This is a genomic window from Allobosea eneae, assembly GCF_042657265.1.
Taxonomy (GTDB): domain Bacteria; phylum Pseudomonadota; class Alphaproteobacteria; order Rhizobiales; family Beijerinckiaceae; genus Allobosea; species Allobosea eneae.
Map to the genome: position 1 here is coordinate 51,626 of NZ_JBHSLW010000028.1, position 24,941 is coordinate 76,566.

The window sequence follows — 24,941 nt, forward strand, 5'->3', positions numbered from 1 at the left end:
GCGCCGGGCGGTCAATCCGCGCCCGGCGCACTCCAGCTCTGCGTCAGCGATCAGGCCTTGGCGGCGCTGGCGGCGGCGTCGATGTTGGCGACTAGCTCGGCATCAAGGCCGAGCGAGCCGGCGAGACCGGCGAGGAAGTCCTTTTCCGCCGGGGTGTCCGGATTGATGGCGATGCGGGCGGCCGTATAGATCTGCGCGGCGAGCTCGGGGCTTTCGGCCCCTTCGACCAGCGCGTCGACGCTTGCCGGATTTGCCAGCTCGTAGGCAAGCCATTCATTGGCTGCGGCATCGAGGCCGGCCTCGCGGAGACCGCCCATGATGGCGTTGCGCTCGGTATCGTCGATATGGCCATCGGAGGCGGAGGCCGCGATCATGGCGCGAATGAAGAGCAGCGCATGCTCGTTCTTCGCCGCTTCCGGCTCGAAGCCGGAGCCGGCTGGAGCGGGCAGAGCGGGCTGCTGGTCGGCGCCGAGCAGCGGCTTGCCGGCCTGATAGTTCTGATAGGCCTTGTAGGCGAGGCCGCCGATCAGGGCGAGGCCGCCGATCTTGGCAGCGGAGCCCGCCAGCGAGCGGCCGGCCGAGGTGCCGAAGATCAGCGCGCCGAGGCCGCCGAGCACGGCGCCGGCGGCGAGCTGATTGCCGCCGAGCATGCCCCTAGCCTGCTCGATCAATTGCTCAGGCGTCTTGCCGCCGGAAAGCTGGCCGACCATGTCGGTCGCGCCCTGCTGCAAGCCGGTATTGCGGGCGGCATCCTGCACACCCTGGCTGGCCTGGCCGAAGATCTGGCCGGCCATGCCGGCGAGGCCGCCGGCGCCGCCGGCCTGCTGGACCTGCTGGGCGAGATTGCCGAGCACGCCGCCCAGCCCGCCGGCCTGGCCGCCCTGGGCGCCAGCCTGGCTGCCCGCATTGACGAGGGCATCGAGGAGGGACTTGGCGTTGAACATCGAGAATGCTCCCTGATAGGTCTGCCGTCGCCGCAATCTAGGCATGCGCCAGCCGGGATACTAGGGCGGCCATGCGATTGCGACGGGAGCATGACGCATGCAATCTTCAGGCGGAAAGACGCGCCGGGGCCTTGCCAATCGTCGTAAAATCCTTATACAGCCGGCCATCGCATCAGGCGCGCATGTCGTTTGCTCGATGAGAGCCGGGTTCCGGTTCGCGTCGCCTTCAGGTTTTTTGACCGGTTCTGCCGTAGGGCGAGCCGATGGGAGTACGGGCTATGAAGATCCGCAATTCGCTGAAGTCGCTGCGCGCCCGCCATCGCGACAACCAGCTCGTGCGCCGCAAGGGCCGCGTCTATATCATCAATAAGGTCCAGAAGCGCTTCAAGGCGCGTCAGGGCTGATAAGTCGCGCGGCCTTCGGGCGGCGCCATCAGCGTCCTTGTCGAGATTGAAAGAGCGGGCTGCACAGTGTGCGGCCCGCTTTTTTGGCGCGCACTCGTCTCCCTTCTTGGTGATCTCGCTGGGCCGTGAATTGACGTCGCGCCTCGTCGCGCCCACTTTGGGGGCATGAGGCTCTCTCGACTTGCTCGTATTGCGCTGATTCCTGGGCTGCTCCTCGCAACCGCGCCGGTGGTGCTTGCGCAGCAGGCGCCGTTGCGCGAGGGCGCGGTGCCGAACGCCGACCGCGACGACAAGCCGAATCTGCCGGAAGCGCCGCCACCGCGCAGCCCGGCCGCGACGCTCGACCGGCTGTTCGAACGGCTTGCCGCCGCCAAGTCGCCGGAAGAGGCAAAGGGCATCGCCAATCTGATCCAGCGGCGCTGGGCCCGTTCCGGCTCGGATACGGCCGATCTCCTGATGACGCGGGCACAGGAGGCGCTGAAGGCGCGCGAATTGCCGCTGGCGATCGAATTGCTCGACCGAGTTGTTACGCTCGAACCCGATTGGGCCGAGGGCTGGAATCAACGGGCCAATGCGCTGTTCCTGCAGGGCGACCCGATTCGCTCCATGCTCGACATCGCCGAGACGCTGAAGCGTGAGCCGCGCCATTATGGCGCGATGATGGGTCTCGGCACGATCCTGCGCCAACAGGGCGACGACAAGCGCGCCATGGTCGCCTATCGCCGCGCGCTTGCGGTCTACCCGCAGCTCGAGGCGGTGAAGGAAGCCGTCGAATCGCTCAAGCTCGAGGTCGACGGCCGCGATGCTTGAGTAACCTCACGCGTCATGCTCGGGCTTGATCCGAGCACCTCAAGCCGACTGACGCTTTCGCCAACACACTCTTGTCCTGAGATTCGCGAGTCTTCGCCTTGCTCCGCCCGAGAATGACGCAGGGCAATGGTATTGCCATTTGGCAGCATTTTGCCTATATTCTGCCAAATGGAGATTGCCTGATGAGCCAGCTTTCGCCGGTTCCGACTGCTCCCGACGCCTTTTCGCCCGCCGCGATCACCGAAGCGGAGGCGGCGGCGATGTTCCGCGCGGCCGTGAATCTGTTCCGCCTCTGGAGCCTGACCGACGAAGAAGCGGCCGTGCTGCTCGACCAGCCGGTGCGCAGCTATCGGCGCTGGAAGGCGGGCGAGATCGGCCGGATCGACCGCGACGCCCGGGCGCGGCTCTCCAATCTGATGGGCATCCATAAGGCGCTGCGCCTGATCTTCCGCGAGCCGCAGCGCAGCTACGCCTGGATCAGCGCGGGCAACGACGCTTTCGGCGGCAAGTCGGCGCTCGACGTGATGCTCGGCGGCGAACTCACCGATCTGATGCGGGTGCGGCGCTATCTCGACGCGGAGCGCGGGCTCTGGTGAGCGCCTGGGACTTTACGGTCGCGCAGGTCGAATGGCCTGGCGCCGTCCGCATCATCCGCAGCGCCTTTCCGCCGATCGACCTGTTCGAGGATATCGCCGACCCGGCCGACTGGCCGCTGCTGATCCTGGCGGAGATGAAAACCAATCCGCGTTTGATGGAGACGATCGGCAATCTCGATCTGGTGCCACCTTCCCGCCGCGTCTCCGGCCCGGGCGCGAGCTGGCTGATGGCGCCTTTCACCCATGTCAGCCGCGACCGGCCGAGTCGCTTCAGCGACGGCTCGTTCGGCGTGCTCTATGTCGCCGAGAGCTTCGAGACGGCGCTGTTCGAGACGATCCACCACCATGGTCGCTTCATGGCGCGCACCAGAGAAGCGCCGGGCTGGACCTCGCAGTTCCGCGAGCTGGTGCTGGCGATCGATGGCAAGCTGCACGATCTGCGCGGCGAGCGGGCTAGGGAGAGCGCGCTATTGCAGCCGGACGACTATTCGGAAAGCCAGGCGCTGGGCGCAAAGCTGCGTGCCGCCAAGTCCGATGGCGTCGTCTATCCGAGCGTGCGCCGGGCCGGCGGCGAGTGTGCCGGGCTGTTCTGGCCCGACCTCGCAAGCAATGCCATGCAGGGCCGGCATCTCGACTATCACTGGAACGGCGAGCGCGTCGATCTCTACCGCGAGGCCGGGACCGGCAAGGTGTTCCGGATCGGATAGGCGGAGGATTGTCTTGCGCATCATGTGCCTGAATGGCTGGGGTGGGACGCTGCACGAGGAGGCGCAGGCCTATCTCGCGCGCGAGGCGCCCGATGTCCTCTGCCTTCAGGAGGTCGTCCATACACCTTCGACGTCACGGGAGTGGCTGGAATATCGCGACGGCGACCATGTCCTGCCGCAACGCGCCAACTTCTTCCGCGATGTGTCCGCGGCCCTGCCGGAGCATGTCGCGACTTTCTGCCCGGCGGCGCAGGGTGTCCTGTGGGATGGCGAAGAGGCCGTGCCGTCGCAATGGGGCCTCGCGACTTCGTCCACCGCAGGTTCCCGATCATCGCGCAGGCGCAGGGCTTCGTGCACAAGGGCTTTTCGCCCGACGGCTATGGCGAGCATCCGCGCTCGCGCCCGGCTCACGTCGTCAGGCTCCATGATTTCGAGCGAGGCTGGCCGATCACTATCGCGCATATGCACGGGTTGAGGGATCTGAACGGCAAGATCGATACGCCGGAGCGCCTCGATCAGGCTCATCGTTTCGTTGCCCTGATCGAAGCGGTTGCAGAGAAGGGCGACCGGCTGGTCGTCTGCGGCGACTTCAATGTCGAACCCGGCAGCCGGACCTTCGAGGTTCTGGCCGAGATGGGGCTGACGGACCTTGTTGTCGGCCGCGGTTTCTCCGGCACGCGGACGTCCCACTACAAGAAGCCGGGCCGTTACGCCGACTACATGCTGGTGAACGGGGCAGTCGAGGCTCGCGCGTTCGCGGTCATCGAGCAGCCCGAGATTTCCGACCACAGGCCGTTGTTGATCGAGGTCTAGAGCGTAAGCTCAGCGCATCTCGCGCGGAGGCACGCTTGCTGCCCTCGCGCCTGACCTCGCTTCTGCGCAGCGGCAGCTCGCGGTATCCTGAAAAGATCTGCGGCGGAGCTCTGCAGCATGGCCAAGCTCGTCTTCGGAATGAACCTGTCCCTGGACGGCTATGTCGATCACGCGGCCTTTGCGCCCGATGCCGTACTCTTCAGAGCAAGTGCAGAGTCGACGTCCAGCGGTTAGGATCGCCGCATGCAAGAGATCGTGCACCATCGGGATCGCGCGACATGGTGTGGCGAGGCGGCGCCGGAAGAGCAGCACGACGACCAAGTTCGAGCCTGAGCTACTGCTCCAGGGGAAGCCTCTGATCGTCCCGGGCAGATGTGCGTGGCCGGCGATGGCCGCCGCTGTCGCAGCGCAGCGGAGGCGGACTACCCCGCGATCTATCGGCTGTTGCGGGCTGACCTCCCTGCAGCGTCTGCACTGGCTGTCCGAGGGAATATCCACATGCGGATCATTATCTTCGTGCCTTCCAACGTTCACTCGCTGGAACTCGCTGGCCTGATGGACGTGTTTGCCGAAGCGAACGCGCGTGCTGCCGAGGCGTTCTATGAGGTCGGCGTCGTCGCGGAAGAAGACCGCCCGATCCGCTGCGGGTCGGGGCTGAGAGTCCTGCCGGACTCGGACTATCTCACGACCCCGCAAGATCCCGACACGCTTCTCGTGGCCGGGAGCGTCGGCATTCCCAGCGCGCCAGGCCAGGATATGATCGACTGGCTGGCCCGGACTGCCCCGCATGCGCGGCGCTATGGCTCGGTCTGCACGGGGGCGTTCCTGCTTGGTGACGCCGGTCTCCTTGGCGGCCGTCACGTGGCGACGCACTGGCAGTACGCGCCTCTCCTGGCCGAACGCTTCCCGGACGCAAAGGTGGACGGCGATCGTGTCTTCGTCCGGGATGGCGCGATGGTCACCTCCGCCGGGTCGAGCGCGGCGATCGATCTCGGTCTTTCGCTGGTCGAGGAGGATCTCGGCCGGGACGTTGCGCTTTATGTCGCCCGTCGCCTGGTCGTGTTCCTGAAGAGGCCGGGGGACCAGTCTCAGTTCAGCATGCATCTGGCGGCGCAGGCCGTCGACCGCAGCCGGCTCTACAAGGTCCAGCAATACATCCTGAGCCATCCCGATGCCGACCTGTCGGTCAATGCTTTGGCGAACGTCGCGGCGATGAGCCCGCGCAATTTCACGCGCGTCTTCACGCAGGAGGTCGGGATCTCGCCTTCCGAATACGTCGATCTCACGCGGATCGATGTCGCGCGCTTTCTGCTCGAAGGCAGCCGACTACCGATCGATTCGATCGCCGCGAAAAGCGGTTTCGGTTCCGCGCGGGCGATGCGCCGCGCCTTCCTTGCGCATATCGGAGCGATGCCCTCGGACTATCGTGAACGGTTCCGGACGTCCGGAGACGGGTCGCGACCCATTTTGTCCGAAATCGGCTGACGGTTGTCCCGAAACGACCGCGACCGCGGATTGCCCGGCGACAGGCAACCGCGCCATTGCTCGGATCATGAAAGACTTCAAGGCTCTGAAGCCCGCCGAGTTTATGAAGTTCGCGCCGAAACCGTTCGGCAATTGCGCGGAACTCGGCGCGAACGCCCTGCTGCGCTCGATTCTGCCCCCGCTCGTCGAGGAATTCTCAGATGGTGTAGTGATCGGCCGGGTCTCGGCAGGGAACGGGCCGCTCATTTACGTGAACAGGGCTTTCGAACGGCTGACGGGCTATGCGCGGCACGAGGCGCTCGGAAAGGACTGCCGCTACCTGCAAGGCAATGAACGCGAGCAACCGGAAGTCGCCCTTATCGCAGCGGCGATCGGGGCGGCTGAACCGATCGACGTCACATTGCGCAACTACCGGAAAGATGGCTCGGCCTTCTGGAACAGCCTCAGCCTCAGACCATTCACGGTCGGCGGCGAACTGCTCTATCTCGGCATTCTTCGGGACGTGTCGGCGACTCGCCAGACCGAGATCGCCCTCGATCGCGCCGCGAACCTCGACCTTGCAACAGGGTGTCTCAATCGACAGGCGTTCATCGTCGCTGCGGAGAGGCGCTTTGCGACACGTGCCGACCCGGTGCTGATCGTAAAGCTCGACGTGATCGGCTTCCACGACATCAACGCAGGATATGGCTTTGATGTCGGCGACGCGCTGCTAGTGGAGGCTGGCCGCCGACTGCGGGCGACCGGGGCTGCCCTGGTCGCCCGGATCGGAGCGAACGAGTTCGCCCTGGCCTTCGAACCGGCTGATGAAGCAAGCGGGCCACAACTCGTGGCCGAGGTTTGCGCCGCGCTCGCCCCGGACTTCGTGATCCCGGGAGCGAATGTTTCCCTGCGGTTTGCCGTCGGCTATGCGCTCGGTCAACCCGACGGCACCGCGATATCCTTGATCCGGAATGCCGGCGCAGCGCTGCATGCGGCGAAATCGGCTCCGCTGAGCGGCCCTCGCCGGTTTCAGCGCGCAGATGAAGACGAGGCGCGCAACAGGGTCCAGCTGACCCGCGAGTTGAAGGCCGCTCTCGCAAGCGACCAGTTTTTCCATCATTTCCAGCCGCAGATCGACCTCGTGACCGGCGAGTGGGTGGGCGCGGAAGCCCTGATGCGATGGAACCACCCCCTGTTCGGCGTGCTGCCGCCGGGGCGATTCATCGAAGCAGCGGAGCGGATCGGCCTACTGCTCGATCTCGGCGAGCGGGGCCTTGCCGCCGTCGCCGCCTTTGCACGCAGGATCAACGAACACCGCGAACGGCCGCTGCGCTTTTCCGTAAACGTGTCCGCTACAGAATTCCTGCTCCGCGACATGGCGGAGATCGTGGACCGGGTGATCCGGAAGGCCGGTGTCGAACCCGCCTGGCTGACGCTTGAGATCACTGAAAGCATGTTTCTCAACGACACGCCCGGCGTGCTGGCGGCCATGCATCGGCTGCGGGACCTCGGCGTCGGCCTATCCGTCGATGATTTCGGGACCGGCTATTCGAACCTGCGCCTGCTCGAGGCGTTTCCGGTCACGGAGATCAAGATCGACCGGAGCTTCGTCGCCGAACTGGCCGCCAGTCATTCGAAGATGGTTATCGTCCGGGCCATCATCGACCTCGGGCGCGCCTTGGGTACTGCCGTCGTGGCGGAGGGGGTGGAAACCGAGGCCCAGCGCGCGCTGCTGGCCGGCATGGGCTGTCCGATCGGCCAAGGCTATTTGTTCTGTCCGCCCGAGGACAGCGAAAGTTTCGCAGCAAAGCTGCGTCTGGCATCTCCCGACGGACAGATGAATCGGGCAACGAAGGACGATCGCTTTCGCGCCAAGACGCCATTCGGCTCCCTCTTGCCCGTTCATCCCTCAAGCGGCGGCGCTCGCTGACGGCCAAGCGCTTCCGGGCACTGCCTATGGCTCATGACATATGAGAAAGCCGGGAGGAGAACGACGGCCGACGGACGCAGCCGCATGCAGCAGCCCGCGCTGGACCTCACCGCTTTCGCCTTCCAATCTGCGCCGCCGAACACCCTGAGACATCTTGCGATCTCTTCGGGAACGCCGGTCGCCTTGTTCGGGTTTTCTGAGCGCTTCACCGCTGCGCTGTTCTGGCCTGATCTTGCTCGCAATCCCGTGCAGGGCCGGCATCTTGGCCATTACTGGAACGGCGAGCTGGTCGATCTCTATAGCGAGGCGGGGACCGGCAAGGTGTTCCGGATCGTTCCGAGCGCTGGGATCGGAACCGGCACATGGGAGCTCATGCGCCGGCTTGGCCGACCGCGCGTTTACCCGAAAAGGTCGGGCTGGGCGGACTGGGGGCCTGGCTTGTCCCGGCCGAGATCATCGAGGAAGGCTCGCGCTTCCTCGACAATCGTTCGGGTCCGCTGGCTCGGCATCCGGTCGAGCGTACGGTAGGGCATGGCCAGGCGTGGATTCCTCCCCAGGACGGAGCGGTTCTCGATCAGGAAGTTCCAGTAGAGCAGATTGAACGGGCATGCTCCGGCGCCGGTCTTGATCCGCGGATCATAGACGCAGCTGCCGCAATAGTCCGACATGCGATCGATATAGGCGCCCGATGCGGCATAGGGCTTGGAGGCCAACAGCCCGCCATCGGCGAACATGACCATGCCATGGGTGTTGGGCAATTCCACCCAATCATAGGCGTCGGCGTAGACGACAAGATACCATTCCTCGATCTCCGCCGGCCGGATTCCGGCGAGCAGTGCGAAGTTCCCGGTCACCATCAGGCGCTGGATGTGGTGGGCGTAGGCATGACGGCGCGTATCGGCGATCGCGATGGCGAGACAGTTCATCGCAGTTTCGCCAGACCAATAGAACCAGGGCAGCGGACGCTGCGCCGACAGGGCGTTGGTTTGCGCATAGCCCGGCATCTCGAGCCAATAGATGCCGCGGACATATTCGCGCCAGCCGAGAATCTGCCGGATGAAGCCTTCGGCCGCGTTGAGCGGCACGTCGCCGGCGCGAAAGGCCTGCTCCGCCGCGACGCACACCTCGCGCGCGCCGAGCAGGCCGACATTCAGGTAAGGCGAGAGCAATGCATGGAAGACGAAGGGCTCGCGCCGCGCCATCGCGTCCTGATAGTCGCCGAAAAAGGGCAGGGACTCGGTTACGAACCGGGCCAGAGCGGCGAGCGCGTCCCTACGCGTCACCGCCCAGCCGAATTCGTCGAGATCGCCGAAGTGGTCGGCGAAGCGGGCCGCCACCATCGCGATCACCTCGCGCGTCACCGCATCCGGCGCGATGGCGCCCCGCGGCGGCGGTGTGATCGACGCAGGCAGGCGCTTGCGGTTCTCCGAGTCAAAGTTCCAGCGGCCGCCCACCGGCTCGTCGCCGTGCATCAGCAGGCCGGTGCGGCGTCGCATCTCGCGGTAGAAGAACTCCATGCGATAGGATTTGCGGCCGCCAGCCCAGGCGTTGAACTCTGCCCGCGAGCAGAAGAAGCGGTCGTCATCGCGGATATCCACCGGCACGTCCAGGCGGAGCGGCCAGTCATCCATCATGCGCCTGACACGCCACTCGCCCGGTTCGGTGACGACGATGCGATCCGGCCGGTGACGGGCGACGGCGCGAGCGAGCTCGCCCGTGAACGAGCCGGTGTTGCCGGGATCGTCGAGACGGACATAGTCAACCGCCAGGCCCTCCGCGCCTAGCTCCGCCGCGAAATGCCGCATCGCCGACAGGATGAATGCGATCTTCTGCTTGTGATGGCGGACATAGGTCGTCTCGTCGGCGACCTCGACCATCAGCACGACGTCTCGTTCGCGATCGAACCCGTCCAGCGATGCGAGATCGCGGCTGAGCTGGTCGCCGAGGATCAGGACCAATGTCTTCACGGCCGGGCGCTGCCGCGCAGCCGGCGCGCCTCGTCCCGGCAGCGGTCGGAACAGGTCTCGCGCGTCTCCCAGACCTCCCGCCATTTGCGCCGCCAGGCGAAGGGCCGGGCGCAGACCGTGCAGCTCTTCGTCGGCAGATCGCCCTTGCGGCGCATCTTGGCCATGGCTCAGCCCTTGGTGCGCAGGCGCGACCGGCCGCCATCGACGCCGATCACCTGACCGGTGATCCATCCGGCTTCCGGCGCCAGCAGGAAATCGGCCAGCGCCGCGACGTCGTCAGGCTCGCCAAGACGGCGCAGCGCGTGCAGTTGCGCGATCGCATCTGCCATTTGCGGCGAGGTCGTCAGGGAGGCGGCCAGCGGGGTCTGCGTCAGCGACGGCGCCACGCAATTGACGCGGATCGATGGGGCAAGCTCAGCGGCAAGCGTCAAGGTCAGGCCCTCGACGGCGGCCTTCGCCATGGCGATCGAGCTGTGCGCCGCGAAGCCCTGAGAGGCCGCAACCGAGGAAAACAGCACGATCGAAGCCCCACCGGCCCGTTTAAGCGCCGGCAGCAGCGCCTGGATCGCCAGCGCCGCGCCCGCCGCGTTGAGACGGAAATCGTGAAGCAGGTCGTCTTCGCTGAAGCGCGCGAGCGGCCGCAGGTCGATCGAGCCCACAGCGTAGACGAGGCCTTCCACCGGCTCCTCGATCTCGGCTGCGACGCGTTCGAAGGCGCCTGACTCCAGCACATCCGCCACGGTGAAGCTCGCTCCGCAATCAGCGGCGAGCTCCGCCAGCCGTTCGGCCCGGCGACCGACGAGATGGCACTTGCGACCGCGCGCCGTTGCCCGACGCAGAACAGCCGATCCTATCGCACCCGAACCGCCGAAGATCACCGTCGTCATCGCTGCGCTCCCGTCCTTTGGTCGGCCTTACGAACCAGGGTCGTTGCCGGATCAACGCGCGAAGTCGGAAATGGCAGCGTGTCGATTGACGGGCCGGAGCGTTTCGAGGCGAGGCCTGGACGCGGACCGGAGCCGTGGTGGCCAGCCGGCTCCGCTATCGCTCAAACCCTCACCGCTTTGGCTTTGCGGTCCGCACCGCCGAAGACCCTGAGATAACGCGCGATCTCGGCCGGGTCGCCCGTCGCCTTGTTGGGGTTGTCGGAAAGCTTCACTGCCGGGCGGCCATTGGCGCTGACGACCTTGCAGACCAGGGAGATCGGGTCGAGGTCAGGGGTGCCGACCGGCGAGCAGCCGACGAAATCGTTGGTCAGGTTGGTGCCCCAGCCGAAGCCGGAGCGGACCCTGCCATGGAAATGGCGATAGGCCTCCTCGATCGAGTCGATATCCATGCCGTCGGAGAAGATCAGCAGCTTGCTCTTCGGATCGCGGCCCTGCGACCGCCACCAGGCGATGATCTGCTCGCCGGCCTCGATCGGCGGGGCACTGTCGGGGCGAAAGCCCGTCCAGTCGGCGAGCCAGGCGGGCGCGTCGCGCAGGAAGGCGGTGGTGCCGAAGGCGTCAGGCAGCACGATCAAGAGGTTCCCGCCATAGACCTGGCGCCATTCGTCGAGCACGCGATAGGGCGCGCGCTTCAATTCCTCGTCGCTGTCGGCCAATGCGGCGAGCACCATCGGCAGTTCATGCGCATTGGTGCCGATCGCCTCGAGATCGTTCTCCATGGCGAGGAGGACGTTGGAGGTGCCGGTGAAGGTCGGCCCTAGGCCCTCCTTCAGCGCCTCGACGCACCAGCGCTGCCAGAGATGGCCATGGCGGCGGCGCGTGCCGAAATCGGAGATGCGCAGGTCGGGCAGTTTCTTCAGCCGCTCGACCTTGTCCCAGAGCTTCGACTTGGCGCGGGCGTAGAGCACGTCGAGCGCAAAGCGATCCCAGGTCTTGAGCGCCTGGCGCGAGCGCAGCTCGTTGACGATGGCGAGGGCCGGAATCTCCCACATCATCGAGTGGGTCCAGGGGCCGGCGAAGGTCAGTTCGTACTGGCCGTCGACTTTGCGCAGCTCGTACTCCGGCAGGCGAAACTCGGCGAGCCAGGCGATGAAGTCCGGCGTGAACATCTGGGTCTTGCCGTAGAAGCTGTTGCCGGCGAGCCAGATCAGCTCCTTCTTGGTGAAGCGCAGTTCGCGGGCATGGTCGAGCTGGGCGCGCAGCTCGGCTTCCTCGATCACGTCGGCGAGGCGGATCTGCCTGGAGCGGTTGATCAGGCCGAAGGTGACCTGGACCTCCGGATGGAAGCTCCTGATCATCTGCAGCATCAGCAGCTTGTAGAAATCGGTGTCGAGCAGGCTGCGGATGATCGGATCGAGCCGCCAGCTGTGGTTGTAGGTCCGGGTGGCGATGTCGGTGAGGGCCATGAGCGTCGCTGGCTGCCGAGAGCGGGAACTCAAGCAGTAGAGCAGGGGAGAGCGGAGGGGAATGGCGGGCTGTCCGTCATGCTCGGGCTTGACCCGAGCATCTCATGACGGAAAAGCGCATTGTCCTGCCAGAAATTCTCGGGTCTGCGCTTCGCTTCGCCCGAGAAAGACGCCTCCGATGTGAGCACGCTACGCCTGCTCGACATGCTCCTTCGCGACGAAGGCGATGCGGACCATGTTGGTCGCGCCCGGCGTGCCGAACGGCACGCCGGCGACGACGATCAGCCGGTCGCCTTCCTTGGCGAAGCCCTCGCGCACCGAGAACTTGCAGGCGCGGAAGGCCATGTCGTCGATATCGCTGGCATCCTTGGTCACCACCGAATGGACACCCCAGACGAGTGTAAGGCGACGCGCCGTGGCGGCGTTCGGCGTCAGCGCGATCACGGTCGAGTTCGGCCGCTCGCGGGCGATGCGGAGGGCGGTCGAGCCCGAGGACGTCCAGGCGGCGATCGCCCTGAGATGCAGGGCGTCGGCGATCTCGTGCGCCGCCTTGGCGATGGCGTCGGCGCCGGTCGCCTCCGGCTCGGCCTTCTGCGATTCGAGGATGGAGCGGTAGATCGACTCGCTCTCCACCTCCTCGGCGATGCGGTTCATCATCGTCACCGCCTCGATCGGGTACTGGCCGGCGGCGCTTTCGGCCGAGAGCATGACGGCATCGGCGCCTTCGAACACGGCGGTCGCGACGTCGGAAACCTCGGCGCGGGTCGGGACCGGCGCGGTGATCATGCTCTCCAGCATCTGCGTCGCGACCACGACCGGCTTGCCCATGCGCCGCGCCATGCGGGTCATGCGCTTCTGCGTGCCTGGCACCTTCTCGATCGGCATCTCGACGCCGAGATCGCCGCGCGCCACCATGATCGCGTCGGAGGCCTCGATGATCTCTTCCAGCCGGGCCACGGCCTGCGGCTTCTCGATCTTGGCGAGCGCAAGCGCCCGGCCCCGGACGACCTTGCGGAGATCCGCCATGTCTTCCGGCCGCTGCACGAAGGAGGCGGCGATCCAGTCGACGCCGATCTCGGCCGCGGCTTCGGCGTCGGAGCGGTCCTTATCGGTCATGGCCGAGACCGGTATCGTGGTGTCGGGCAGGCTGACACCCTTGCGCGAGGAGAGCTTGCCGCCGACGATCACCCTGGTCACCGCCTGCTTCGGCGACGCCTTCTCGACGACGAGGCGGATCTTGCCGTCGTCGAGGATGAGATGATGCCCGGGTTCCAGTGCCGTGAGGATTTCCGGGTGCGGCAGGTGCACGCGCTTGACCGTCCCGGGAGCCGGATCGGCGTCGAGAATGAAGCGGGCGTCCTTCTCGAGCATCACTGCGCCGTCGCCGCCGAACGGGCCGACGCGCAGCTTCGGTCCCTGCAGGTCGGCGAGGATGCCGACCGGGCGGCGGAACTCCTTCTCCAGTCCACGCAGCATCGCGACCTTGGCGGGAAGATCCTCGCGCTGGGTATGGCTCATATTGATGCGGAAGACATCGACGCCGGCGTTGAACAGCGCCGCACACATCTCCGGGGTCGACGAGGCCGGCCCCAGCGTCGCGATGATCTTGATCCGCCGTTCCCGTCTCATCGCATCATCCCCACTAAGAGCCATATGCGCCTGCCGTCTGCAGGCCTCGCCAATTCAACCGATTAGGGCAAGCGTATGCCGCGCCGCAATCATGGGCGCGGCGCCGCGCCGGCCGTGTCGGTGAGCTGGATCGTCCAGCCCTTCTGCTCGCCGGTGTCGACTTCGAAGAAGCCGGAGCGCTCATAGCCGCGCGCAAGGCAGTCCTCGATGCCGCGAATCGTGAATTCCTTGTTGCGCGTGCACATGACGGATTTGCCGGTCCACTCGCCGCCTTTGTCGTAGTCGACGGCGTGGACGTAGTAAAAGCGTGCCGCCAGCGTGCCGCGCAGCAGGGTCTCGCAGGCGCGTGGCGCAAGGTTCCACCAACCTTCGGTGACCCAGCCCTGCGCATCGCGATAGCCGAGGGCGACGCCGATGCGGCTGCCGGTGGTGTTGCACATACGCAGGTCAGCCAGTGCCGGGCCGGCTCCGGCGAGGAGCAGCCCTCCTGCCAGCAACATCGAATGGATGCGTGCGCTTCGGCTCATGAATTCGTTCTTGGATCGATCAGAATCACGCGGCAATCGTTGACATTGGTCAGGGTCGGGCCGGTCTGCAACAGGTCGCCGAGAGGCAAGAAGAAGCCCGTCGAGTCGTTCTGGCTCAGCGATTGGGCGGGATCGAGGCCAAGAGCGCGGGCGCGCGCCAGCGTGGTCTCATCGATCACTGCCCCGGCCGGGTCGGTTGCCTCACCGCCGCCGCCATCGGTGCCGTCGGTGTCGCCGGAAAGTGCGACGATGCCAGGCTCGCCGGAGAGCGCGAGCGCCAGCGCCAGGGCGAATTCCTGGTTCGGCCCGCCGCGGCCATTGCCGGCGATGGTGACGGTGAGCTCGCCGCCCGAGATCATCGCGACGCGGCGCCCGGCGGCCTTGAGCTCCCGCGCCCGAGCCGCCTGTGCGGCAGCGACCTCGCGCGCTTCGCCTTCGAGATCGGGGCCGAGATCGATCGGCTCGTAGCCGGCCTCGGCGGCTGCCTTCACCGCCGCGGCGATGGCGTCGGCCGGGCGGGCGACGATGCGGTATTCGCTGTTGGCAAAAGCGGGATCGCCCGGCTTCGGCGTCTCGCTGGCGTCGTCGACGAGCAGCGCCTGGGCCGCCGGCGGCAGCGTCAACCCGTAGCGGGCGACGATGGCGCGGGCATCGGCCATGCTGCTCGGATCGGGTACGGTCGGGCCCGAGGCGATCGCGGCGGGATCGTCATGCGGCACGTCGGAGACGGCGAGGGTGAGCAGCTTCGCCGGCGCCGCGGCGAGGGCGAGCCGGCCGCCCTTGATGCGCGAGAGCCGCTTGCGCACGATGTTCATCTCGCCGATCGGCGCGCCGGAACGCAGCAATGCCTTGTTGACCGCCTGCTTCTCGGCCAATGCGAGCGAGCCGGCCGGCGCGACCCAGTTGGCCGAGCCGCCGCCGGAGAGCAGCACCAGGACGAGATCGTCGGCGGTGGCGGAAGCAGCGAGTTCGAGCGCCCGCGTCGCGCTGGCGATGCTGCCTTCGTCGGGAACGGGGTGGCCGGCGGCCAGCATCGGGATGTGCCGGGTCTGCGCCTCGTAGCCATGGCGGGCGACAGCATGGCCGACGAAGCGCTCGGGCGAAAGCTTCAGGGTGTCGAGGTAATGCGCTTCGGCCAGGAGCGTCATGCTGCCGGCCGCCTTGCCGGCGGCGAGCAGGATCAGGCGGCCGTTGGGCGGAGGAGGGGGTAGATGCCCGGCAAGCCAGCTCCGGGGATGGGCTCTGGCCACGGCGGCGTCGAAGATCCGGCGTGCGGTCTCTCGCCGCTGCGTGATTGCGTCCTGCCGCTGCTCCAAACGTCTTCCCCGTGCGAATCTGCTGCTGGCAATCGACTTTCGTCTTAGCCACTTACTAGAGCATGTCCCGCGAAAATGGATACGCCATTTGCGATCAGGACATGTTCCGGGATGGTGAATTGGTGCTGATTCTTTTCGCGCTGCCGTTCCGGCCGAGGCGAAAGCACGCTATGTCGCGCCGGCGCGGGCGTCACCCGCGATTGATGATGTAATCCGAGGTCATGATGCGCGCGGAGGAGGGCTTGCAGAGCATCGCGCCGGCCCGGCGACCCGGCGATGTCGAAATCATCACGGGAGATCCGGCGACCGGCATCCTGTTGCTCTGCGACCATGCGACCAACGCGATCCCGCCGGAGCTGAACCTGCTCGGCCTGCCACCGCAGCAGCTCGAACGCCATATCGCCTACGATATCGGCGCGGCCGAGATGACGCGGGCGATGGCTCAGGCGCTCGGCGCGCCGGCCGTTCTCAGCAATTTCTCGCGGCTGCTGATCGACCCCAATCGCGGCCGCGACGATCCGACGCTGGTGATGCGGATCTCCGACGGCGCGATCGTCCCCGGCAATGCCCGCATCGACGATGCTGGGATCGCCGAGCGGATCGCGCGCTACTACGCGCCCTATGACGCGGCGATCGACAGCGCGATCGCGACGGCGATCGCGGCGGGCCATCCGCCGGCGATCGTCTCGCTGCATTCCTTCACCCCGTTTTGGAAGGGCGTGCCGCGGCCCTGGCATGCCGGCGTGCTCTGGGACAGGGAGGGGCGGCTGGCACGGGCGTTGATCGCGGCGCTGCAGGCGCAGGGCGACCTGATCGTCGGCGACAACGAGCCCTATAATGGCGGCCTGCCGGGCGACACCATCGACCGCCACGCGACGCGCCGGGGCCTGCTCGACGCGCTGGTCGAGATCAGGCAGGACCTGATCGGCGAGCCGCATGCGGCCCGGGCCTGGGGCCTGCGGCTGGCGCGGCTCCTGCCGGGGGCGCTCGCCGCGGCGCGAGAGATGTGAACTCAGCGCCGTTCTTGCTTGACCTCACCGCCCATCCTTGCGAACCCCTGCGGCCGAATTCCGAAGAAGGGTATTGAGAATGGACGATCCGGTTCAGGGCGATCAGCTCAAGAGCATCGTGCAGCGCATCGAGCGGCTCGAGGAAGAGAAGAAGACGATCGCCGACGACATCAAGGAGGTCTATGCCGAGGCCAAGGGCAATGGCTACGACGTCAAGGTGCTGCGCAAGGTGATCGCGCTGCGCAAGCGCGACCTCGACGAGCGCAAGGAGGAAGAGGCGATCCTCGACCTCTATCTCCAGGCGGTCGGCGAGAGCGCCTGAGGCTGGAGAACACCAAAACGCCGCCCAGCGTGTCCTGGGCGGCGTTTTGCTTTTCGGGGGCAACCGCTCGGGCGATCAGCTCGAGTTCGGCCGCAGCGCCGGTTGATCGCGAGTTTCGATCAGCGATGCGTGCGGAACCGAAGCTCGTCGTCCATGAAGGTCTTCTCCGGGAAGGCTGCTTCATTGGAGCCGAAAGGCATCTGCGCTGTCAGCTTCCAGGATGCAGGGATGTTCCAGGTCTTGGCGACTTCCGCGTCGACCAACGGATGATAATGCTGCAGGCTCGCGCCGATGCCGGCGTCGGCGAGCGCGGTCCACACCGCCAGCTGCGCCATGCCGGTCGAGTGCTCCGACCAGATCGGGAAGTTGTGCGCGTAAAGCGGGAAGTTGGCCTGGAGGGCCTTCACCGGCTCCTCGTCCTCGTAGAACAGCACCGTCCCGGCGCCGCTTGCAAAGGCCTCGATCTTCTTGGCTGTGGCGGGGAAGTCTGCAGCCGGCACGATCGCTTGAAGCGCCTCTTTGGCGATGCTCCAAAACTTGTCGCTCTCGCGGCCGAACAGGATGACGGCACGGGAGCTTTGCGAATTGAAGCTCGAAGGCGACAGGCGGATCGCCTCCCGGATCAGCGCATCGACCTGCGTTTCCGAGATCGGCAGCGTCTTGCCGAGGGCATATTGCGTACGGCGCTTCTTGAGCTTGTCGAGCATGGCTTCCTCATCTGTGAACGCGTATCACCGGCAGGCCGATGTCGCGGGTGGTGTTTCCCGGAGCGCGCCCTTCAGACGTGCTTCCTGCGAAAGCGGGATTTGATGAGGGACAGGTAGCGGTTCAATTGTCGCACCAGAATGCCCATATCGAGCACCAATCTGTTGCTGATCCAGGAACGCTTCATGTCAGAGATCGACGATATCAGGAGCTTCGTCGCCGTCGTCGACGCCGGCGGCTTCGGACGTGCCGCGCATCATCTCGGCCTGGCAAAGTCGATCGTCAGCCGCCGCATCGCCCGTCTGGAGGCCGATCTCGGCGCGCGGCTGCTCAGCCGCACGACGCGCGGCGTCGCCGCGACCGAGGCCGGCCTCGAATTCAAGGCAAGGGCCGAGCGCATCCTGTCCGAACTCGCCGAGGCGCGCGAGGCCATGGCCCAGCAATCGGAGGGCGCCGCCGGGCGCCTGCGGCTGTCGATGCCGCTCTCCTTCGGCTACCGACATCTCGCCCCGGTGCTGGCGGAGCTGGCGCAGCGCCATCCGCGGCTGGAACTCGACGTCGAAGCCAGCGACCGCCAGGTCGACCTGATCGGCGAGCGCTTCGACGCGGCGATCCGGATCGGCGCACTCAAGGATTCCACACTGGTCGCGCGCCGGATCGCGCCGGTGAAGGGTGCGGTGCTGGCGAGCCCCGAGTATCTCGCCCGCCATGGCCGCCCGGAGACGCCGCTCGATCTCGACCGGCACGAATGCCTGGTCTATTCGGGCAACAGCGTCGTCGACTGGGGCTTCCGCATGAACCGGCGCTGGGTCTCGGTGCGCCCCACCGGCCGCTTGCGCTCCGACAATGGCGATACGCTGCTGAAATGGGCCGAAGCCGGGCTGGGCATCACCGTGCTGCCGACCTTCATCGCCAGCGAGGCGATCCGTGCCGGCACCGTCGAGCACATCCTCTGGCGCTACCCGATGCGCGAGAGCGCCCTGCACGTCGTGCGCCCGCCAGGGCCTTACGTGCCCGGCAAGGTGCGTGTCCTGATCGACCTGATGCTGGAACGCTTTGGTAGCGCATTCGCCTGGGACCCGTGCCAGGCTGCCGTCGAAGCAAAGATCGCGGCGGGGGAATTGTCGCGCGAGGACTATCCGGCCGACGAGCATCAAATGGCGTGAAGTCGAGCTTCACGCAAATTCGCGTGGCAATATCGCTGCGAGCAGCCAGTGTTCCGCCCACGACAACGGGAGATCGCCATGCTGCTGGTTGGAATGCTCGACAGCCCCTATGTGCGGCGCGCCGCCATCACCGGAACTTTGCTGGGCCTCGAATTCGAGCACCGTTCGGTCTCGGTGTTCCGGCACATGCCGGAGTTCCGCAAGATCAACCCGCTGATCAAGGCGCCGACGCTGGTCGCCGATGACGGCACGGTCATTAGCGAGTCCTTGCTGATCATCCAGCATTTCGAGGATCTCGCCGGTCGCTCGCTGCGCCCGGCCGACAAGGCTGAACGTGTCAGGGATCTCAGCCTGACCGGCATCGGCATCGTCGCCGCCGACAAGGCGGTATCGGTCGAATACGAGCGCAAGCGGCCGGAGGAGAAGCGCTACGACAACTGGCAGGAGCGCATCCTGTCGCAGCTCCACACGGCGCTCGATCTGCTCGATCAGGCCGCCCAGCGCGGCGAGATCGGCGCGGGGCCGGAACTGCGGCCGGGCGACATCGCGGCCGCGATCGCCTGGGGATTCTGCCGCTTCGTCATCCCGGAATTCGCGCCGGAGGGGCGCTGGCCGGCGCTGGCGCGTCAGGCTGCGGCTTGCGAGGCGCTCGATGTCTTCAAGGCCTGGCCGATCGACAAGGAATAAGCGAGGGACCGTTCAGTTCTGGACGAAGGTTGTCGGCAGCGCCTTGACCGCCGGTCCGGAGAAGCCGCTGGTGCCGACATCGCTGGGCTCGGCGGCAGAGAAGCCGAGCGAGGCGGCGGGGCTCGCGCCGGCGACCCAGCCCTTGGCCTGAGCCTCCGAGCCAGCCTTCGCCTTGGCGGTCGCGACGGTGGCGCGCCGTGCCTGAGGGGCCTCCGGCGCCGAGACGGCGGCGAAGAGCGAGTCGAGGCCGGCCCGGTCGGCGTTGTATTCCGCGGCGATCGGCGTGCTGCGCGGCCGCGCGGCGATCTGCGTCGTGCCGGCCTGCTCGGGCGCCGCCCCCGGCGGACGCGGCCGCATCGGCGGCATCGGGTGGCTGATCGTGACCAGCTTGGCGCCGGCGGGAACCGCATCCTCATCCGCTGCGTCGCCGAGCCTCAGCCCCTCGGTCGACAGGCTTGCCAGCGCGACCGGGCGCGACGGCGGCAACGGTGCCGAGACAGGCCTGCCGGTGAGGATGGTTTCCAGCGACGGGCCCGGCAGGTCGGTCGGCCGGCGCGGCGGCAGTGAGGCGAGAATCAGCTTCTGCTCGGCTGCCGGCAGCGGCAGGGCCGAAGCTTCCGCCGCCAGCGCGGCGAGCTGCGGCGAGCCGGCGGGCGGATTCGGCGCCGGCGGCGTCAGGTCGCTTGGGCGCGCGACGGGCAGGGCGGTCGCGATCGGACTCGGCTTCGGCGGCTCGGGCGGAGCGACCTGGGCGGGAGCGAGCGCCGCGACCTGCGTCTCTTCCGCCGGCTGCGTCGTGGTCGTGGTCGCGCGGTTGGAGCGCTCGCGCAGAACGGCGCGGCCGGTCGGCTCGGGCTGGGCCGGCTGCGCGTTGTAGACGGCGAAGCGGCCGCCGTCGCCGCTGTTGCTGTCGCCGGCATAGGCCATCACGGTCGGCTGCGGCGTCGGCGCGCGGCGGGCCGCGGCGCGACCACGGGTCGGCCGGGCGTCGGCCTCCTCATCGTCTCCGCCGAACAATGCCGCCCAGAAGCTCTTGCCGCCGCCGCTCGACGCCATGATTGCGCCTTCGTCGTAATCGCCGGCGCCATAGCCCATCACCGAGCCGCCGCTCGAGAGAATGGCAGCCTTGGCGACCTCATACCCGCTGAGCGGCTTGCCGTCGGCCGGCAGGTGCACTGTCTGCTCGTCGGGGAAGAGGCGCACGAGCTGATCGCGGGTCATGCGCGGCCAGGAGCGGACCGAACCGGCGTCGAGATGGACAAAGGGGGTGTGGGCACCGGGATAGAAGCCGACGCCGCCGCGCTGCATGCGCATGGCCGTTTCGCGCATGCGGGCGGTCGGGGTATCTGGCAGATAGAAGTCCATCGCCTTGCCGAGCATATGCTGGCTGTGCTTGGCGACGCCGCGCGAGCGCCGGCGCAGCATCGAATTGGTACCGGGGGAGCGATAGGCGGAGACGACGTGGAAAGGCTGGTCGGAGCCGACCTTGCGATGCACTTCCCAGGCGATGTCGAAGAGCTTCGGGTCCATCCGGATCGGCTCGTCGGTGCGCCAGTCGCGCAGCGCCCAGTTCAGCTTCTCCAGCCCCGCGGAATCGTAGCGGCCGTCACGCTTGAAGGTGACGGTCGTCTCCTCCTTGGTGTGCATGTGCTTGATGGTGATCGTGCGGGTGTCGCCATTGGCGACGGCATTCTGCGTGCCGCGTGCACCGAGGACCAGGAAGCTCGCGCTTGCGATCAGCAGGAAGCCGGCACGGGCGCTCAGCCGCAAGGGGCGCGGGAGCCGTGCTGCGATCTCGGCTTTCGACCTGCTCACTCTGTCAGACCCGTCTCGAAGCGCCGGGGGGAGCCGGAGCGATAAACGTGAAGGAACAGTTGCCGAGAAGGCTTAACGGGAGGTTACCGGCGAGACAACTCCCCGCCGGAATCCGGCAAGCAAGATTGCGAGCTAGCGGCAGATCGTGGCGAAACCGTGCCGGATGGGACTTTTCGCGGAGGATTCCGTCAGGAACGTTGCTCGAGCGCGTTCCTGACCAGCCTGTGGAAACCGTAGATATCGTCGAAGGTCGTGACCGCGCCGGCCTCGTTTACGACGATGGTCTCATAGACCAGATGGATCGGCAGGGGCTGCGGCAGCTTGATCGTGCGCTCGCCGGAACCGATCAGCCGTTTCAGCCGCTCGCTCGACCATTCCGGCCCCAGCACCTGGTCGGCGAGGGCGAACGGGTTCTCGACGCGCACGCAGCCATGGCTGAGGGCGCGCCTGCCCGCGCCGAACAGGCTACGATTGGGCGTGTCGTGCAGGTAAACGGCATGGTCGTTGGGGAACATGAACTTGATCCAGCCGAGCGCATTGCGCTCGCCCGGCGGCTGGCGCACCGAGATGTTGCCGTTCTTGCCCCGCGTCACGACATAGCCGCGCCTTGCGGCATAGTTCGGATCGTTGGCGAGACCCGGAAGGATCTCCTTCCGCATGATCGATGGCGGAATGTACCAGGACGGATTGACGACGACGTGCTCCATCCGGTGCGAGAACAGCGGCGTCGCCGATTCCGGCTTGCCGACGATGACACGCGACTCATAGGCGATCCTGTCGCCGTGCATCACGCGCATCCGGTATTCGGGGATGTTGACGACGATACGGTTCTCGCCGAGATCGCTCGGCAGCCAGCGCCAGCGCTCCATCTGGGCGATGATATCGCTCTCCAGCCGGGTCGAGCGCGGCATGGCGAGCGCGGCGACGGTCTGGTCGCTAAGTACCCCGTCGGCGCGCAGGCCGGCCTGCTTCTGGAAATCGGCCAGGGCCAGCGCGGTCGAGCGATCATAGACCGGCTCCTCGCTGGTCCCGAGCCCGAGCCGGGCGCGGACGAGCGGCACGCGGGCATCGCGCATGCCGACCTTGAGGGCAGGGCCGGCCGGGATGCGGGCGACCGGCGTCTCCGGCCTGCCGGCGCGCAGCTCGGCGAGCTTGGCCTTGAGATGCTGGTAGCCGGCATGCTGGGGATTATAGGCGGCGAGTACCGCACCGGCGTCGGCGGCGCCGGCGAGCTCGGACAGTACCTCGGTCGCCGAGGGCAATTCGAGCTTCGGCGTGATCAGCTTGGAGAGGCGGCGCGGGTCGATACGGCCTCCGCGTGCATCGCGGGCATAGAGCACAGCGAGCGCCGAGAGCCGGATATCGGCGGCGGCGAGGCTGTCCTTGTCGCTGCCCTCGAAGACCGGAAGCAGGTAGTCACTGACGCGCAAACCGTCATCGCCGGCACGGCCGAGCTGCGCGACGATCTGCTTGCCGGCGGCACTGAGGTCCTTGCCGTCTATCCAGAAGGGGCGGTTCTCGTTGGCGGCGTAGGCGGCGACGATGTCCGACCGCTCACGGGCGGAGAGGCGCGGCAGGGCGGCGGCGAGCTCGGCCTGCGCCGCGATCCGGCCGGAGAGCTCGAGCCCCGGCGGCATCGTGACCGCAACCTCCGGAAGAGGCGGAAGGTTTATCTGCGCCGGCTTGGCCAGTTGCGGCTGCTGCGAGGGCTCGGCCGGCTTGACCAGCGCCGGATCGACCGGCGGCGTCTCCGGCTCCGGCAGGTCGAGCTCAGGCTCGGCCGGACTGTGGTCGGGCCTGGTCGAGAGCGCGCCGGTCACGATCTCCTTGGCCTCGGCCGCTTCGGCTGCTTGCAGGCCGGCGGACGGGCGCAGGTCGAGCGTCACCTCCGCCGGGGCGGGTATGTCGAGCTGTCGCGGCTCGGCGTCGGTCTTGAGAATGACCAGAGCGGGCTGTTCAGGCAGTGGCTGACCGATGCCGCTTGCCTCCTGCGCTCTTGCGGCAGCGAGTGCGAACGAGAGGCCGAGAGCGACGGTTGAGACGGTTTCCGCCAGGCGGCGAAGGCGCATCGATCTACTTCCCCGGTCCGGCCGATCCACGCCGATAACTGCGCGACTCGGCCTGCTTCGACAAGATGCCGCCCTGCAACAGCGGCCGATATTCGCCCTCTGCAGCCCGTCCCCTGTGGGTTGCAGAGCGCGTTTCGATCCGGACTGGCTAAGCGGCGTCGACGCCCTCGGCGGCGTCCTCGCCCTCGATCAGCCCGTAATCCTTGAGCTTGCGGTACAGCGTCGAGCGGCCGATGCCGAGCTTGCGCGAGATCTCGGACATGTGGCCGCGGTAATGGGCCAGCGCGAACTTGATGATCTCGCGCTCCAGCTCGTCGAGCGTGCGCATGTCGGAGCCGGCGACGAGGTCGAGCGCGTTGGGATCGCGGACAGGCACCTGAATGACGCGCGGCGGCGCCTCGCCACGCGGCTCGCTGGCAATGGAGGCCGGCGCCGGCGGAATGCGCACGTCGAAGCCGTCCATCTGCGCCGCGATCTGCGGGAACTCGGCGATGGTGAGTTCGTCGCCATCGGAGAGCACGACGGCGCGGAACATCGCGTTTTCGAGCTGGCGGACATTGCCGGGCCAGTCATAGTCGGCGAGGAGGGTCAGCGCCTCAGCGCTGATGCCGCGCAGCTTGCGGCCCTCTTCCGCGGCGAAGCGGGCGAGGAAACCGCGGGCGAGATCGGCGACGTCTTCACGGCGACGGCGCAAGGGCGGCAGAGTGATCGGGAAGACGTTGAGCCGGTAGTAGAGGTCCTCGCGGAACTCGCCGCGCTTGACCTGTTCCAGCAGGCTCTTGTTGGTCGCCGAGATGATGCGGATGTCGACGCGGACCGACTTCTTGCCGCCGACCGGATCAACTTCGCTCTCCTGGATGGCACGCAGCAGCTTGACCTGCGCATCCAGCGGCAATTCGCCGACCTCGTCGAGGAAGAGGGTGCCACCATTGGCCTCGACGAACTTGCCGATATGCCGTTCGGTCGCGCCGGTGAAAGCGCCCTTCTCATGGCCGAACAGGATGGATTCGACGAGGTTGTGCGGGATCGCGCCGCAATTGACGGTGACGAAGGGCTTGCCCCTGCGATCGCTGGAGCCCTGGATGGCGCGGGCCAGAACCTCCTTGCCGACGCCGGATTCGCCTTCGATCAGGATCGGGATGTTGGAGCGGGCGGCACGCTCGGCGAGCTGGACGACGCGGCCCATGTCCTGGCTCTTGCTGGCGAGGTCGCGGAAGCCGAGCTGGCCGGAGGCGCGCCGCTTCATGTAGCGGATCTCGTGCTCGAGGGCGCCGAGCTTGAGCGCGTTCTTGAGCGAGACCTGCAAGCGCTCGGCCCCGGCCGGCTTGACCACGAAATCGACGGCGCCGGCGCGCATCGCCGCAACGACGGTTTCGATCGAGCCGTTGGCGGTCTGCACGATCACTGGCACCTCATTGCCACGCTCGCGCAGCGCGGCGAGCACGCCCATGCCGTCGAGGCCGGGCATGACGAGGTCGAGGATCAGGCAGTCGATGCGCCGCGATTCGTCGATGAGAACCGCCAGCGCCTGCTCGCCGCCTTCGGCCAGCGCGACCTCGTAGCCGAAGCGCTTGAGCATCGCATCGAGCAGCCGGCGCTGGACCGGATCGTCGTCGACGACGAGTATGGTTGCGGACATGAAACCTCGGCAGGCCAAGCTTTTAGCCGGAATCGGCTGTTCCGTTTCGGGTCACTGTCGGGGAGAAC

22 protein-coding genes and 2 pseudogenes are annotated in these 24,941 nt (G+C 67.0%); 12 read left to right on the top strand and 12 right to left on the bottom strand.

Features of this window, described 5'->3' with window-relative positions; translation table 11 throughout:
• Positions 1 to 50: 50 nt before the first annotated feature.
• Positions 51 to 944, bottom strand: coding sequence for a tellurite resistance TerB family protein (locus ACFPOB_RS17145; protein WP_377799623.1), 894 nt, complete (start codon positions 942 to 944; stop codon positions 51 to 53).
• A 278-nt stretch (positions 945 to 1,222) separates the two neighbouring features.
• On the opposite strand from ACFPOB_RS17145, the gene ykgO reads away from it, so the two are divergent.
• The 8 genes and pseudogenes from ykgO (at position 1,223) to ACFPOB_RS17185 (ending at position 7,668) form a co-directional block, all read left to right on the top strand.
• The gene (gene ykgO / locus ACFPOB_RS17150; RefSeq protein ID WP_038363015.1) at positions 1,223 to 1,348 is read left to right on the top strand and encodes a type B 50S ribosomal protein L36; all 126 of its coding nucleotides are present in this window, start codon (positions 1,223 to 1,225) and stop codon (positions 1,346 to 1,348) included.
• 231 nt (positions 1,349 to 1,579) lie between these two features.
• Entirely contained in the window at positions 1,580 to 2,158 is a 579-nt protein-coding gene (locus tag ACFPOB_RS17155) for a tetratricopeptide repeat protein (RefSeq protein WP_377799624.1), read from the top strand.
• Between the two features lie 182 nt (positions 2,159 to 2,340).
• Entirely contained in the window at positions 2,341 to 2,754 is a 414-nt protein-coding gene (locus ACFPOB_RS17160; protein ID WP_377799625.1) for an MbcA/ParS/Xre antitoxin family protein, read from the top strand.
• Positions 2,751 to 3,461 carry an RES family NAD+ phosphorylase gene (locus ACFPOB_RS17165; protein ID WP_377799626.1) on the top strand — a complete coding sequence of 237 codons (711 nt, stop codon included), beginning with the start codon at positions 2,751 to 2,753 and terminating at the stop codon, positions 3,459 to 3,461. Before ACFPOB_RS17160 ends, ACFPOB_RS17165 begins: the two co-directional genes overlap by 4 nt.
• Positions 3,462 to 3,474: 13 nt before the next feature.
• Positions 3,475 to 4,274, top strand: a pseudogene (locus ACFPOB_RS17170) (endonuclease/exonuclease/phosphatase family protein).
• A gap of 117 nt (positions 4,275 to 4,391) precedes the next feature.
• Positions 4,392 to 4,478, top strand: a pseudogene (locus ACFPOB_RS17175) (dihydrofolate reductase family protein); the annotation flags it as partial.
• Positions 4,479 to 4,772: 294 nt separating this feature from the next.
• Positions 4,773 to 5,759 carry a GlxA family transcriptional regulator gene (locus tag ACFPOB_RS17180; RefSeq protein WP_377799627.1) on the top strand — a complete coding sequence of 329 codons (987 nt, stop codon included), beginning with the start codon at positions 4,773 to 4,775 and terminating at the stop codon, positions 5,757 to 5,759.
• A 67-nt stretch (positions 5,760 to 5,826) separates the two neighbouring features.
• A complete protein-coding gene (locus ACFPOB_RS17185; protein WP_377799628.1) occupies positions 5,827 to 7,668 on the top strand; it encodes a putative bifunctional diguanylate cyclase/phosphodiesterase in 1,842 nt (613 codons plus the stop codon).
• A gap of 398 nt (positions 7,669 to 8,066) precedes the next feature.
• On the opposite strand, the gene ACFPOB_RS17190 is transcribed toward ACFPOB_RS17185, so the two are convergent.
• The 7 genes from ACFPOB_RS17190 to ACFPOB_RS17220 form a co-directional block, all read right to left on the bottom strand.
• The gene (locus ACFPOB_RS17190) at positions 8,067 to 9,635 is read right to left on the bottom strand and encodes a cryptochrome/photolyase family protein (protein ID WP_377799629.1); all 1,569 of its coding nucleotides are present in this window, start codon (positions 9,633 to 9,635) and stop codon (positions 8,067 to 8,069) included.
• Positions 9,632 to 9,799, bottom strand: a complete 168-nt coding sequence (locus tag ACFPOB_RS17195) for a DUF2256 domain-containing protein (RefSeq protein WP_377799630.1) — start codon at positions 9,797 to 9,799, stop codon at positions 9,632 to 9,634. The genes ACFPOB_RS17190 and ACFPOB_RS17195 overlap by 4 nt, the downstream gene beginning before the upstream one ends.
• A gap of 3 nt (positions 9,800 to 9,802) precedes the next feature.
• Complete coding sequence (locus tag ACFPOB_RS17200; protein ID WP_377799631.1) at positions 9,803 to 10,522, bottom strand: SDR family NAD(P)-dependent oxidoreductase; 720 nt, start codon at positions 10,520 to 10,522, stop codon at positions 9,803 to 9,805.
• A gap of 161 nt (positions 10,523 to 10,683) precedes the next feature.
• Positions 10,684 to 11,988: a nicotinate phosphoribosyltransferase gene (gene pncB, locus ACFPOB_RS17205; protein WP_377799632.1), complete on the bottom strand. Its 1,305-nt coding sequence runs from the start codon at positions 11,986 to 11,988 to the stop codon at positions 10,684 to 10,686.
• Positions 11,989 to 12,177: 189 nt separating this feature from the next.
• Positions 12,178 to 13,617, bottom strand: a complete 1,440-nt coding sequence (gene pyk / locus ACFPOB_RS17210) for a pyruvate kinase (protein ID WP_377799633.1) — start codon at positions 13,615 to 13,617, stop codon at positions 12,178 to 12,180.
• Positions 13,618 to 13,706: 89 nt separating this feature from the next.
• Entirely contained in the window at positions 13,707 to 14,144 is a 438-nt protein-coding gene (locus ACFPOB_RS17215; protein WP_377799634.1) for a DUF1036 domain-containing protein, read from the bottom strand.
• A complete protein-coding gene (locus tag ACFPOB_RS17220) occupies positions 14,141 to 15,460 on the bottom strand; it encodes a glycerate kinase type-2 family protein (protein WP_377799635.1) in 1,320 nt (439 codons plus the stop codon). Before ACFPOB_RS17220 ends, ACFPOB_RS17215 begins: the two co-directional genes overlap by 4 nt.
• A gap of 224 nt (positions 15,461 to 15,684) precedes the next feature.
• On the opposite strand from ACFPOB_RS17220, the gene ACFPOB_RS17225 reads away from it, so the two are divergent.
• Complete coding sequence (locus ACFPOB_RS17225; RefSeq protein ID WP_377799636.1) at positions 15,685 to 16,470, top strand: N-formylglutamate amidohydrolase; 786 nt, start codon at positions 15,685 to 15,687, stop codon at positions 16,468 to 16,470.
• 79 nt (positions 16,471 to 16,549) lie between these two features.
• A complete protein-coding gene (locus tag ACFPOB_RS17230; RefSeq protein ID WP_377799637.1) occupies positions 16,550 to 16,792 on the top strand; it encodes a DUF2312 domain-containing protein in 243 nt (80 codons plus the stop codon).
• A gap of 119 nt (positions 16,793 to 16,911) precedes the next feature.
• On the opposite strand, the gene ACFPOB_RS17235 is transcribed toward ACFPOB_RS17230, so the two are convergent.
• A complete protein-coding gene (locus ACFPOB_RS17235; RefSeq protein ID WP_377799638.1) occupies positions 16,912 to 17,499 on the bottom strand; it encodes a nitroreductase family protein in 588 nt (195 codons plus the stop codon).
• A 183-nt stretch (positions 17,500 to 17,682) separates the two neighbouring features.
• On the opposite strand from ACFPOB_RS17235, the gene ACFPOB_RS17240 reads away from it, so the two are divergent.
• Together ACFPOB_RS17240 and ACFPOB_RS17245 are read left to right on the top strand one after the other, a co-directional pair.
• Positions 17,683 to 18,663 carry a LysR family transcriptional regulator gene (locus ACFPOB_RS17240; RefSeq protein WP_377799639.1) on the top strand — a complete coding sequence of 327 codons (981 nt, stop codon included), beginning with the start codon at positions 17,683 to 17,685 and terminating at the stop codon, positions 18,661 to 18,663.
• A gap of 78 nt (positions 18,664 to 18,741) precedes the next feature.
• Entirely contained in the window at positions 18,742 to 19,350 is a 609-nt protein-coding gene (locus tag ACFPOB_RS17245; protein ID WP_377799640.1) for a glutathione S-transferase family protein, read from the top strand.
• A 12-nt stretch (positions 19,351 to 19,362) separates the two neighbouring features.
• Here ACFPOB_RS17245 and ACFPOB_RS17250 read toward each other — a convergent pair whose 3' ends face one another.
• From ACFPOB_RS17250 to ACFPOB_RS17260, 3 genes are all read right to left on the bottom strand, one after another.
• Positions 19,363 to 21,165 (bottom strand): peptidoglycan L,D-endopeptidase MepK, encoded by a 1,803-nt coding sequence (locus ACFPOB_RS17250; RefSeq protein ID WP_377799641.1) that lies wholly within the window; start codon positions 21,163 to 21,165, stop codon positions 19,363 to 19,365.
• A 188-nt stretch (positions 21,166 to 21,353) separates the two neighbouring features.
• Positions 21,354 to 23,234, bottom strand: a complete 1,881-nt coding sequence (locus ACFPOB_RS17255; protein WP_377799642.1) for a L,D-transpeptidase family protein — start codon at positions 23,232 to 23,234, stop codon at positions 21,354 to 21,356.
• A 148-nt stretch (positions 23,235 to 23,382) separates the two neighbouring features.
• Positions 23,383 to 24,873, bottom strand: a complete 1,491-nt coding sequence (locus ACFPOB_RS17260; protein ID WP_377799643.1) for a sigma-54-dependent transcriptional regulator — start codon at positions 24,871 to 24,873, stop codon at positions 23,383 to 23,385.
• Positions 24,874 to 24,941 lie beyond the last annotated feature (68 nt).